Consider the following 12,019-nt stretch of genomic DNA (forward strand, 5'->3'; position numbering starts at 1 on the left):
GCCAGTATTGTGCCGCTATTCAGGAATTCAGATGTTGATGCAGGTCAACGAGCACCACCGCCAAACCTGTGGGAGCGGGTGTTCATTGAGGGATTGAGGGCAACCCGTAGAATGCTCGCGCGCAGGCTGTGGTGTGGTTTGCCAGGTCTTCCTGGCTTTCGCCGCGATGCAACGCCACTTCACGCAACACTTCAGTCAGATACGCTGGCTCGTTGCGACCATTCTTCGGCTTGGGGCGCAGACTGCGGGGCAGCAGATACGGCGCATCGCTCTCCAGCATCAAGCGCCCGCGTTTAATCTCTTTGACCAACGGATGCAGGTGCGTGCCCCGGCGTTCATCACAAATCCAGCCAGTGATACCTATGTGCAAATCGAGGTCGAGATAGCTGAACAGGGCCTTTTTCTCACCGGTGAAGCAGTGCACCACGGCCGCCGGCAATTGGTCGCGGTAATCACGCAGGATCTCCAGCAATCGTTGGCTGGCGTCGCGCTCATGCAGGAACACTGGCAACTGCAGCTCAACCGCCATCGCCAGATGTTCTTCGAGGACTTTTTCCTGTTGCGGGCGGGGCGAGAAATCACGATTGAAATCGAGGCCGCATTCACCCACGGCCACCACGTTCGGCTCCTTAAGCAAACTGCGCAGACGCTGAGCACTGTCGGCGTTCCAGTCGCTGGCCGAGTGCGGGTGAATACCGGCCGTAGCGAACAGCCGCTGAGCGCTTTCGTCCAGTTGCTGGCACAGCTCCAGAGCCTGTTCGCTGCCCTCGACGCTGGTCCCGGTGAGCACCAATTGGCAGACTCCGGCAGCATAGGCACGGTCGAGTACAGCCTGGTGTTTGTCGGCGAAACTGGGGTTGGTCAGGTTGACGCCGATATCGATGAGTTGCATGGTGCTACCTCGGACCAAAGGCCGGAAAGCATATCAGAGCTGTAGATTTATAAGAAAAGCCAAGAACTACAATGAGTTAAAGCTGTCTGTTGAGGCCGCGAGACAGGTTGGGGTTGGTGGATTTGCCATCACTGTGCCACTCTCACGCACTTTGCCAGCGTTTCAGGCGCTCTGTTTCTGTCGCTCGACGTCATGAAATCACCTATGAAGTCGACCAGTATTCTTTCCGGAGAGTGGATGATTCGTCCCTCGGTTTTGTTACTGCTGTGTTGTTCGTTGCTGCTGCCCATGCCGGCGGTTGCGCGCCTGGCCGGGCCGTTGCAAGCCGTGCCCGCGGCCAAGGTCCGCGACCTGGCGGAGATTCGCAGCAGTCGCGTGCTGCGGGTGTTGGTCAACCAGAGCCGCAACAGCTCCGGCGAAGTCCAGGGCCAGGCCATCGGTGTCGAATATCACCGCCTGCGCGCCTTCGAACAATACCTCAATGGCCATGCCCGCGATGGCCAGGAAATCACCCTCAAGATCATTCCCAAAGCCAAGGATCAACTGCTCGGCGCGTTGCAGCGCGGGGAGGGTGATCTGGTTGCGCCGGGGGAGTTACTCGACCCGCAACCGGGCCTCGCCGTCAGTACCAGTCAACCGATCGCCAGCAATGTGCCGTTGCTGCTGGTGGGGATCAAGGGCGAACGACGGTACACCCGTCTCGAACAACTCTCGGGCAAAACCCTCGCGCTGCCCACCGGCAGCGCCGCCGGGGATGCAGTCAGTCAGATCAATCAGAAGCTCGCGCTGCACAAACTGGCGCCGGTGAAGATCGAGTGGGTCGACCCCAGCCTGGCGGTCGAGGACGTGCTGGAAATGGTCCAGGGCGGGATTTTTCATCTGACGATTGTCGAGCAACCGATTGCCGAACGTTGGGGCAAGATCCTGTCCAAATTGCGCTTTGATCGTCAGGTTCTTATCAGCGAGCCGGGGGAGGAATACTGGTTCGTGCGCCGCGACGCCTCGATGCTGCGTTCGAGCATCGATCGCTTCCTGACGACCTACAAGAAGCCGTCGGACCAGGATGCAGCGTTCCTGCGGATCTATCGACGCCTGTATCAAGTGCACTATCCCTTGGCCAAGGCCGATCGGCAGCGCCTGGAAAAACTTCGACCGGTGCTGCAAAAACATGCTGAGGCCCAAGGCATGGACTGGCTGAACCTGGCGGCGCTGGCTTTCAAGGAATCGGCGCTGCAGCCCAACGCCAGAAGCGGCAGTGGCCCCACCGGCCTGATGCAAATCACCCCGTCCGCCGCCCAACGGGTTGGCGTGAGTAATATTCAAAACCTCGATGCCAATGTGCAGGCCGGCGCCAAGTACCTGGCGATGATCCGCCGCAAGTTTTTTGCCAGCCCCAAACTCAACGAGCGCGAGCGCATGGCGTTCGTATTGGCGGCCTACAACATGGGGCCGGAGCGGGTCCAAGGCATGCGCGCCGAAGCCCGGCGGCGCGGCTTGAATCCTAATCAGTGGTTTTTCCAGGTCGAGCGCATCGCCATGGAGCAGGTGGGAATGGGGGCTGTCAGCTATGTTAATAGCGTGAACAAGTATTACTTGGCGTTCGATCGGGAGCGGGAGTCGTTGGAGCCCCAAGGGCAAAAAGTGGCCTCACGGAAATGATCGACTAAGCTGATTGTTATGGTGCGTTTTTTGCGCTTTTAACATGAGTTTTACTGATTAATATAGCGGCCAACCAACACACACTCACAATGGATGACACAGCATGAGCACACTGATCAACAAGGTACTGTTCACTCGCGCGGGCTACGGTCTGACGATTCTGCGGATTTTCGTCGGCATCATCTTCGCGGCCCATGGCGCACAGAAACTCTTCGGGGCATTCGGCGGCTACGGCATTGCCGGCACCGCGCAGTACATGGAAAGCATCGGGTTGGCACCCGGTCACCTGATGGCGATGCTGGCCGGTGGTACCGAGTTCTTCGGCGGTCTGGCGCTGATCATCGGCCTGCTGGCACGCCCGGCGGCGCTGGGTCTGACCTTCCTCTCGCTGGTGGCTATTTTCACGGTGCATATCAGCAACGGTCTGTTCATGGCTAACAACGGTTATGAATTCGCCTTGGCGTTGCTCGGTGGCAGCCTCGCGGTGCTGATCGAAGGTGCAGGCAAGCTGTCGGTAGACCGCGCCATCACCGACTGACCCCTGGCTCAACGAAAAGGCCTGCATTGTGCGACGCACTGTGCAGGCCTTTTTTGTTGCTGGTGATTCTTGACACTGTCCGGTCAGCTTCTCTAGGATGCTGCCCATGCGCCGATTTAAACAGCTACTTGCGGGGCGCCAGGTGACTCATTCGGTTGCCGATAGAAGCTTGAAACAGGCTTCGAAATACCGCTAAAGCGCTGGTTCGGTGTTGCCTCTCACCTGCCATGCAGACTTTTGAGGCAGAGACACGACACAATGAATGCATTAAGCCCTGTTATACGCCCTGCGCCGATCACGGCACACCTCACCCAGCGCAATCCAAAAATCCTGCTTGGCGGTAAACATCAGCCGACGCTTCTGCGTTACCTCGATGGCTGGCCACGTCGTACCGGTGGGCCTGCTGCCTTTCTGATTCAGTTTGTTGACGACGGCGAGTCACTGGCACGGTTTGCCAACGACAGTTTCGATCTGGCGGTGATTCAATCGCCCAGTGCGCAGGATGCACCTGAAATGATCAAACAGCTGACCCGCGTCGCGCGCCAAGGACTGATTGCCCGCCGCTGAGGCTCAGAGCGCTGGGGCTCATAAATAGTCGATCGCCACGATATACACGCATTGTTCGCCAGTCGGCGTCTGCACCCGCACTTCGGCGTCCAGTGCTTTGCCGATCAAGGCGCGTGCCAACGGTGAGTCGATGCTGATCAGGCCTAGTTTCAGATCCAGCTCATCTGGCCCGACAATGCGATAGCGCGACTCTTTGCCGTCTTCATCTTCAATCGTGACCCACGCGCCAAAATAAACCTTGTTCGGATCGCTGGGTTTTTCGCTGACGACCTTGAGGGCTTCCAGGCGTTTGGTGAGAAAACGCACGCGACTGTCGATCTCGCGCAGCATCTTTTTGCCGTAGGTGTATTCGGCGTTTTCCGAGCGATCGCCCTGGGCCGCCGCTTCGCTGACCGATTGCGTCACTTGCGGTCGGCGCACATGCCAGAGTTCATGAAACTCGGCCCGCATCCGCGCTTCACCTTCGGGGGTGATCAGCGCGGTGCCAGCGGTGCGGGGAGGGCGATAACGGCTCATGGCGACTTCTTGTGGTTGAATACGTGATCAGAGCGCTTGAGTTTATCAACCCTCGCGCAAGACTGTCAGGGGGCTGGCGTTCAAGGCGCGGCGTGTGCCGAACACACCGGCACCGCCGATCAGTACTGCGCCGATCAGTGGCAACACCAACAGCCATGGATGCGGATGCCAAGGCAGGTCGAAGGCATAACGGTAGAGCACCAGGCTCACCAGTTCCGAACCCAGTGCCGCCAACAACCCGCTGACCGCGCCGAGCAGGCCGAACTCGATACGCCGGGCCCGGACCAGCAACTGCCGCTCGGCGCCTAGCGCTCGCAGCAACGCACCTTGGCGAATGCGTTCATCCAGCGTTGCCTGCAAGCCGGAAAACAACACCGCCATCCCCGCCGCCAGCACAAACAACAGCACGTATTCCACTGCCAGGGTGACCTGGCCGAGAATGCTGCGCAGCTGCGCCAGCAAGGCTTCGACCTGCAGAATGGTCACTGCTGGAAAGCTGCGGGACAGGTCGACGATCTGCTGATCGTGACCGGCCGCCAGATAGAAACTGGTCAGGTAGGTCGTCGGCAAGTCCTTCAAGGTGCCGGGCTGGAAGATCATGAAAAAGTTCGGCTGGAAGTTGTCCCAGTTGATCTCCCGCAGGCTGGTGACTTTCGCCTCCCGATTGACCCCGCCGACGGTGAACACCATGTGATCGCCGAGCTTGAGTTTGAGGCTTTCGGCGACTTTACCTTCCACCGAAACACCGGGTATTTCATCCGCTGGTTGCTGGTCCCACCAGTTGCCGGCGGTGAGTTTGTTGCCCGCTGGCAGGTCTGCCGCCCAAGTCAGGCTCAAGTCGCGTTGAATGGCTCGATCGCCGGCCGAATCCTTGCTGACGATCTCCTGCACCGGTTCGCCATTGATGCTGATCAGCCGTCCCGGTACCACCGGGTACAGCGGCGCCGATTGTGCCGACAACTCCATCAGTCGATCGGTAAAGGCCTGTTTGTCCGCCGGCAGAATGTTCAGGGCGAAATAGTTAGGGGCGTTTTTCGGCAACTGGTTTTGCCAGGTGTCGAGCAGCTCACCCCGCAGCAGAGCGATCAGCGCCATGGACAGCAGAATCAAGCCGAAGGCCAGGGCTTGACCCGCCGCTGCCAATGGATGGCGCAGCAGTTGGCCCAACCCGAGGCGCCATGGCAATGCGGCGCGCGCCAGCATCCGGCGCAGGCTCTTCAGTAGCAGCAACAGCAAACCGCCCAGCACCAGCGCCGCGATCACACCGCCGCCTAGCAGGGCGAAGGTCAGCAACAGGTCCAGGCTCAAGCGCCACATGATCAGGCCGAGGGCGCCCAATGCCGCGCCATAAACAATCCAGGTACTGGACGGAATGGGCAGCATGTCGCGACGCAACACGCGCAGCGGTGGCACTCGACCCAAAGCGGCCAATGGTGGCAGGGCGAAGCCGGCGAGCGCGACCAGCCCGGTGCCGATCCCGGCGATGGCCGGCAGCAGGCCACCCGGTGGAACATCGGTCGGCAGTAAATCATGCAGCAGTGCAAACAGCCCGAGCTGCGCCAGCCAGCCGAGCAGGGCACCGCTGATGCTGGCGAGCAGTCCAAGTACGGTTAGCTGCAGACTGAACAGCACCATGGTTTCCCGGCGGGACAGACCCAGGCAGCGCAGCAATGCGCTGGCATCGAATCGGCGCGTGGCGAAGCGTGTCGCCGACAGCGCCACCGCCACACCGGACAGCAACACCGCCACCAGGCTGGCCATGTTCAAGTAGCGTTCAGCCTTGCCCAGGGCGCCGCCGATCTGCCGGTTGCCATCGCGAGCATCCTGGATGCGTTGATTGGCCGCCAGCTCGGGTTTGATCCGCTGCCGATAGGCTTCCAGCGCCGAGGCGTTGCCGCGCCAGAGTTCACGGTAACTGACCCGGCTGCCGGGTTGCACGACGCCGGTTGCCTCAAGGTCGCTGAGGTTGATCAGCACCCGTGGCGTCAGGCTGTAGAAATTGCCGGCGCGATCCGGTTCGTAGGTCAGTACTCGCGCCAGCGTCAGGGTTTTCATGCCGACGTCGATACTGTCGCCGATCTTCAAGTCCAGCGCGGTCAGCAGTCGCGCTTCGACCCAGGCTTCGCCGGGTTTCGGACCGCCACCGGGTTCTTCCGTCGCGAAGGGCGCGGGGGCGCTTTTCAGTTCGCCGCGCAACGGGTAGATGTCATCGGCGGCTTTGATACTGGACAGCTGAATGCCGTTGTCAGTGGCGATGACGCTAGAAAACTCCACCACTTGAGCGTGTTCAAGGCCCAGCTCTGTGCCGCTCCTCACCTGTTCCGGTCGCGCCGGTGAGCTGCCTTCGAGCACCAGATCGGCACCGAGAAACTCGGTGGCGCGCAGCATCATGGCGCCGTTCAGGCGGGCACCGAAGTAACCGATGGCGGTACTCGCCGCCACGGCCACCAGCAAGGCGAAGAACAACACGCGCAACTCACCGGCGCGGGCATCGCGCAGCAATTGGCGGATGGCGAGACTGAACAGGCGCAATAGCGGCAAGCGTGCCATCAAGGCTCCAGAGGGGCGACCAGCAGGCCGGCTTCAAGGCGGATCAGGCGCCGGCAGCGATGTGCCAGGCGTTCGTCGTGGGTCACCAGCACCAGGGTCGTGCCGCTTTCCTGGTTGAGTTCGAACAGCAGATCGCTGATGCGCTCGCCGGTGTGGCTGTCGAGGTTGCCGGTGGGTTCATCGGCGAACAACACGTCGGGCTCGGCGGCGAACGCCCGGGCAATCGCCACGCGCTGCTGCTCGCCACCGGAAAGCTGACGCGGCGAGTGCGTCAGGCGCTGGCCCAGACCGACCCGTTGCAGCAGTTCGGTGGCGCGCTCGCGAGCGTCTTTGCGGCCATCGAGTTCCAGCGGCAGCATGACGTTTTCCAAGGCATTGAGACTGTCGAGCAGCTGGAATGATTGAAAGACAAACCCCACATGCTCGGCGCGGATGCGCGCGCGTTGGTCTTCATCGAGATTGCTCAGGCCTTGCCCGGCGAGGGTGACTTCGCCGCTGCTCGGCAGGTCGAGGCCGGCGAGCAGGCCCAGGAGAGTGGATTTGCCGGAACCGGAGGCGCCGACGATGGCCAGGCTATCGCCCTTGTTCAGTTCCAGGCTGAGTTCGTGCAGGATAGTCAGTTCACCTTCCGCGCTCGGAACCACTTTGCTGAGGTTCTTCGCGGTGAGAATGCTTGCGCCCATGGAGAATCCGATGCGTGTGTGGTTTTTGAGTGCTGGCCTGGCCTTTATGTGCATGGCCCAGAGCGCAGCGGCGGGTACAGTCCTGATCGTTGGCGATAGTATCAGCGCCGGTTTCGGCCTGGATACCCGCTTGGGGTGGGTGTCTTTGCTTGAGCAACGGCTCAAGCGCGAAGGTTTCGACGATAAGGTGGTCAATGCATCCATCAGCGGCGACACCAGCGCCGGAGGCCGGGCGCGCCTGCCGGCGCTGCTTGCAGAGCATAAACCGGAGCTGGTTATCCTTGAGTTGGGGGGCAATGATGGGTTGCGCGGAATGCTGCCAACACAATTGCAACAAAATCTTGCGTCGATGATCGACAGCTCCCGCGCCAGTGGTGCCAAGGTACTGCTGCTGGGCATGCAACTTCCACCCAACTATGGTGTGCGTTACACCCAGGCCTTTGCCGAGGTTTTCACCCAGGTGGCCGATGAGAAAAAGATCCCGCTGGTACCGTTTTTTCTCGACGGTGTGGGTGGTCATCCGGACCTGATGCAAGGCGACGGCCTGCACCCGGCTGCGGCGGCTCAGGACAAGTTGCTGGAAAATGTCTGGCCGACACTGAAACCGCTGCTTTGACGCTTTTCTAGCGGCGGTGTTTCGGCTAAGGTGGCGCCCCCGATTTGGAGCCCCCGATGCCACGTCCCGCCTGGTCCCTTTATGCCTACCAACTGATCGAGCCTGACGAACAGCTGGATCTGTTCGCCTGCCAGGAAGTGCGGGTGCATCTGGTGACCCGTCAACTGGAATTGGGCGGCTCGGTGGACCGAACCTTGTGCGGCAGCCTGTTGCCGGCGCAACCGCGCTGGTCGAGCGTCGACCGTACCGTGTTTCAGGACCAGCGCCTGTGCTCGCTGTGCCGGGCCATCCTTGAATCGCAAAAACGGGGCACCTCGCCGATCTGGCCTGAGTTGCGGTTCGAGCTTTAGGGCCCCTCGCCACAGGCAAGCCCCCTCACCGCTGATCCCCCCAACCACAGGTCTTTACGTCTCCCCGAAATAACGGGCGTCGGTGTACAATCCTGTTTTTATACCCTTGTCGATCATGCGAAGGATTTTCCGGATGTTGCCGCGCTTTCCCGCCGTCACCCGCTGCCTGTCTCTTGCTGCGCTCTGCGTGGCGGGTCCCGTTGCAGCATTGGAGCTACCCCTGCCACCACCCGGTGAAGACATCATCGGCCAGGTGCAAGTGATCAAGGCCAAGTACGAAGACACCTTCGCCGACCTTGGCACCACCTACGATCTGGGCTACTCGGAAATGGTCGCGGCCAACCCGGGCGTTGATCCATGGTTGCCGGGCGCGGGTACCGAAGTGGTGCTGCCGACGCGCTTCATCCTGCCGCCGGGCCCCCGTGAAGGCATCGTCATCAACCTGGCCGAATACCGTCTCTACTATTTCCCGAAAGGCCGGGACGTGGTGTACACCTTCCCGCTGGGTATCGGCCGTGAAGGCTGGGGCTCGCCGATTGCCCACACCAGCATCATCGCCAAGACGCCGAACCCGACCTGGACGCCTCCAGCGTCGATCAAGGCTGAGCACGCCGCTGATGGCGATCCGCTGCCGAATGTGGTGCCGGCCGGCCCGGACAACCCGCTGGGGCCGTTCAAGTTCACGCTGGGCACTCCGGGCTACCTGATTCACGGTTCGAACAAGAAATTCGGTATCGGCATGCGCACCAGCCATGGTTGCTTCCGCATGTTCAACAACAACGTGCTGGAAATGGCCAGCATGGTGCCGGTCGGGACGTCGGTGCGGATCATCAATGACCCGTACAAGTTCGGCCTCAGTGGCGGCAAGGTTTATCTGGAAGCGCACACGCCGCTGGACGACAAGGGCAACCCTTCGGTGGTCGACAAGCACACCGCAGTGATCAATGCGATGCTCAAGCGTGAGGACATCACCAACAACTTGCGCATGAACTGGGATGTAGTGCGTGACGTGGTTGCCGCTGAAGATGGTCTGCCGGTGGAAATCGCCGTGCCGAATGCTTCAGAGCCAATGGTATCGAGTGCACCGATCGATCTGCAGCAATAACGCGTTAAAGCAACCCGCTGATGCAGGCCGCATCGGCGGGTTTTTTATGGGCTGCAGAAATGGCGGGCAATAAAAAAGCCGACCCAAAAAATGGGTCGGCTTGATAACAATCCCGAAGGACTATTACTTGCGGCTAGCTTTTTCCAGCATGCGCAGAGCACGCTCGTTAGCTTCGTCAGCAGTCTGTTGTGCTTTTTGAGCAGCAGCCAGAGCTTCATCAGCTTTACGGTAAGCTTCGTCTGCACGAGCCTGGGAGCGAGCTGCTGCGTCTTCAGTAGCAGTCAGACGTGCTTCGGTTTCTTTCGATACGCTGCTGCAACCGGTAGCCAGAACTGCGGCCAGAGCCAGAGCAGAGAATTTCAGAACGTTGTTCATCGTGTTCCCCTTCAAGGACTTTCTATTAAGTAGCTGTCTCCTCAGAGTGAGGAAATAGCCGGCGTACATACTACCCATTACTTGTAGTAAGTAAACTGACGTAGAGCAAGAAGCAAAAAAAATTGTAGGCGTTGATTCTTTTTCGAGCAACTTTTAACTGCATTGTATAAAAAATATACAGCTGTGAGGCCCGAACTGAGCGAGCCGCCGGGGAAAAGTTCCCGGTGTTGGTAGCTGTTTTTCAGTATCGACTAAAGTCTGCCTAGATGGAATCGTCCACACTTTTGTTCGGATTTTGCGCAGCGGCTCTCATATCTTTATCCATGTTGAGGTGACTTAAACAAAGGGCGCTCGTCTTAAGTCTCAATATCCGGCAATGTTCAGGCTCGGACTCGGGAAGATTCCGGTCGAGCCGCCCCTGCATTACCCAAGCAACACCCGCCTGCCAGCATGACGAGCGTCCCTTGAGCATTTCTGCCAATGGTGCCTACTATTTGTACGTGCTCGGTTGCGCGAGATTGTGTTGCTCTCTCGGTGTCCATTCAGGCACGGGGTGGCGTAGATGTTCCTTCGCCGGAAAAACATCGGTAAGGTAGGGGTCAGAATTAAAGACCCGCGAGGAGTAGTGATGAGCGAGGCGTTGTCCATCCACCATGACCAGGCTGGTCATCAGTTCGAGACCACTGTGGACGGTTATCGTGCCTACCTGACCTATATGGATCTGGGAAAACAGACCCTGGATATTTATCGTACCTTTGTGCCCAATGCGCTGCGGGGTCGCGGCATCGCGGCGGCGTTGACCGAGCAGGCACTGCAATACGCTGAGGAAATGGGCTACACGGTCATTCCATCGTGTTCCTACGTGGAGCGCTACATGGAGCGTCACCAGCGGCATGCCGCCAAGCTGTGAACAAAGCGAACCCATAAAAAAACGCCAGGTTTAAACCTGGCGTTTTTTTATGGGTGAAACGTAACGACGATCAGCTGCGATTGCGTTTTGGCAGCACGTCCTTGAGTTTGACGTGCATGCTGCGCAAGGTGTTTTCGGTGGCGGTCCAGTCGATGCAGGCATCGGTGATCGACACGCCGTATTGCAGGTCGGCGAGGTCTTTCGGGATCGCCTGGCAGCCCCAGTTCAGGTGACTTTCGACCATCAGGCCGATGATCGACTGGTTGCCTTCGAGGATCTGGTTGGCGACGTTCTCCATCACCAGCGGTTGCAGGGCCGGGTCCTTGTTGGAGTTGGCGTGGCTGCAATCGACCATGATGTTCGGCTTGATCTTCGCCTTGTTCAGCGCTTGTTCGCAGAGCGCGACGCTGACCGAATCGTAGTTCGGTTTGCCGTTGCCGCCGCGCAACACGACGTGACCGTAGGCGTTGCCCTTGGTGGTGACGATCGACACGCCACCTTCCTGGTTGATGCCCAGGAAACGGTGCGGGCTGGAAACCGATTGCAAGGCGTTGATGGCCACTGTCAGGCCACCATCGGTGCCGTTCTTGAAGCCGACAGCCGAGGACAGGCCGGAAGCCATTTCACGGTGAGTCTGGGATTCGGTGGTGCGTGCGCCGATCGCCGACCAGCTGATCAGGTCCTGCAAGTATTGCGGGGAGATCGGGTCGAGGGCTTCGGTCGCGGTCGGCAGGCCCATTTCGGCCAGGTCCAGCAGCAACTGACGACCAATGTGCAAGCCATCCTGAATCTTGAACGAGTCGTCCAGGTACGGGTCGTTGATCAAGCCTTTCCAGCCGACGGTGGTACGTGGCTTCTCGAAATACACGCGCATGACCAGATACAAGGTATCGGACACTTCCGCCGCGAGCACTTTCAGACGCTCGGCGTATTCGTGGGCCGCCTTGATGTCATGGATCGAGCACGGCCCGATCACGACGAACAGGCGGTGGTCGGTGCCATCAAGAATGTTGCGAATGACTTCGCGGCCCTTGGTGACGGTGCGCAGGGCAGCGTCGCTCAGAGGGATATCACGCTTGAGCTGATCGGGAGTGATCAGGGTCTCGTTGGAGGCGACGTTAAGGTCGTTGATCGGTAAATCAGCCATCGTTTACTCGTCAGGTCACGGGTGCCGGCCGCCAGCGAACCCGCGCGGCGGAGCACAGCAAATTAAGCGCGTCGGGGAGCCGAACCTTAGCGCGTTACACCGTGGCTCGAC

Annotated in this window: 13 protein-coding genes; 7 read left to right on the forward strand and 6 right to left on the reverse strand. The window is 59.7% G+C overall.

Annotation, left to right across the window (positions count from 1 at the left end; translation table 11 throughout):
* Window positions 1-82: 82 nt before the first annotated feature.
* Window positions 83-892, reverse strand: a complete 810-nt coding sequence (locus MMG91_RS13625) for a TatD family hydrolase (RefSeq protein ID WP_183683384.1) — start codon at window positions 890-892, stop codon at window positions 83-85.
* Window positions 893-1,129: 237 nt separating this feature from the next.
* Here MMG91_RS13625 and MMG91_RS13630 point away from each other — a divergent pair, with 237 nt between their 5' ends.
* From MMG91_RS13630 to MMG91_RS13640, 3 genes are all read left to right on the forward strand, one after another.
* Window positions 1,130-2,551 (forward strand): transglycosylase SLT domain-containing protein, encoded by a 1,422-nt coding sequence (locus tag MMG91_RS13630; protein WP_305449837.1) that lies wholly within the window; start codon window positions 1,130-1,132, stop codon window positions 2,549-2,551.
* A 103-nt stretch (window positions 2,552-2,654) separates the two neighbouring features.
* Entirely contained in the window at window positions 2,655-3,089 is a 435-nt protein-coding gene (locus MMG91_RS13635; RefSeq protein ID WP_310659892.1) for a DoxX family protein, read from the forward strand.
* Between the two features lie 258 nt (window positions 3,090-3,347).
* Complete coding sequence (locus MMG91_RS13640) at window positions 3,348-3,656, forward strand: class I SAM-dependent methyltransferase (protein ID WP_305446397.1); 309 nt, start codon at window positions 3,348-3,350, stop codon at window positions 3,654-3,656.
* Window positions 3,657-3,674: 18 nt separating this feature from the next.
* Here the strand turns inward: MMG91_RS13640 and greB are convergent, their stop codons facing one another.
* From greB to MMG91_RS13655, 3 genes are read right to left on the reverse strand one after another with little or no spacing between them, the layout of a single operon-like run.
* Window positions 3,675-4,172 (reverse strand): transcription elongation factor GreB, encoded by a 498-nt coding sequence (greB, locus tag MMG91_RS13645; protein ID WP_129436988.1) that lies wholly within the window; start codon window positions 4,170-4,172, stop codon window positions 3,675-3,677.
* Window positions 4,173-4,217: 45 nt separating this feature from the next.
* A complete protein-coding gene (locus MMG91_RS13650) occupies window positions 4,218-6,722 on the reverse strand; it encodes an ABC transporter permease (RefSeq protein WP_310659893.1) in 2,505 nt (834 codons plus the stop codon).
* Window positions 6,722-7,405 (reverse strand): ABC transporter ATP-binding protein, encoded by a 684-nt coding sequence (locus MMG91_RS13655; protein WP_007899869.1) that lies wholly within the window; start codon window positions 7,403-7,405, stop codon window positions 6,722-6,724. Before MMG91_RS13655 ends, MMG91_RS13650 begins: the two co-directional genes overlap by 1 nt.
* 10 nt (window positions 7,406-7,415) lie before the next feature.
* Between MMG91_RS13655 and MMG91_RS13660 the strand changes: the two genes are divergently transcribed.
* The 3 genes from MMG91_RS13660 (at window position 7,416) to MMG91_RS13670 (ending at window position 9,476) form a co-directional block, all read left to right on the forward strand.
* On the forward strand, window positions 7,416-8,021 hold the full coding sequence (locus MMG91_RS13660; RefSeq protein WP_310659894.1) for an arylesterase: 606 nt from the start codon (window positions 7,416-7,418) through the stop codon (window positions 8,019-8,021).
* Between the two features lie 56 nt (window positions 8,022-8,077).
* On the forward strand, window positions 8,078-8,371 hold the full coding sequence (locus tag MMG91_RS13665; protein WP_305446393.1) for a hypothetical protein: 294 nt from the start codon (window positions 8,078-8,080) through the stop codon (window positions 8,369-8,371).
* A gap of 133 nt (window positions 8,372-8,504) precedes the next feature.
* On the forward strand, window positions 8,505-9,476 hold the full coding sequence (locus MMG91_RS13670) for a L,D-transpeptidase family protein (protein WP_305446392.1): 972 nt from the start codon (window positions 8,505-8,507) through the stop codon (window positions 9,474-9,476).
* A 123-nt stretch (window positions 9,477-9,599) separates the two neighbouring features.
* Here the strand turns inward: MMG91_RS13670 and oprI are convergent, their stop codons facing one another.
* Window positions 9,600-9,851 carry an outer membrane lipoprotei OprI gene (gene oprI, locus MMG91_RS13675; RefSeq protein WP_003172710.1) on the reverse strand — a complete coding sequence of 84 codons (252 nt, stop codon included), beginning with the start codon at window positions 9,849-9,851 and terminating at the stop codon, window positions 9,600-9,602.
* 628 nt (window positions 9,852-10,479) lie between these two features.
* On the opposite strand from oprI, the gene MMG91_RS13680 reads away from it, so the two are divergent.
* The gene (locus MMG91_RS13680) at window positions 10,480-10,761 is read left to right on the forward strand and encodes a GNAT family N-acetyltransferase (protein WP_030132333.1); all 282 of its coding nucleotides are present in this window, start codon (window positions 10,480-10,482) and stop codon (window positions 10,759-10,761) included.
* A gap of 70 nt (window positions 10,762-10,831) precedes the next feature.
* On the opposite strand, the gene MMG91_RS13685 is transcribed toward MMG91_RS13680, so the two are convergent.
* The gene (locus MMG91_RS13685; RefSeq protein ID WP_305502766.1) at window positions 10,832-11,908 is read right to left on the reverse strand and encodes a 3-deoxy-7-phosphoheptulonate synthase; all 1,077 of its coding nucleotides are present in this window, start codon (window positions 11,906-11,908) and stop codon (window positions 10,832-10,834) included.
* Between the last annotated feature and the right edge of the window lie 111 nt (window positions 11,909-12,019).

The sequence above is a fragment of the Pseudomonas sp. JL3 genome, from assembly GCF_031570575.1.
GTDB lineage: Bacteria > Pseudomonadota > Gammaproteobacteria > Pseudomonadales > Pseudomonadaceae > Aquipseudomonas > Aquipseudomonas cucumis.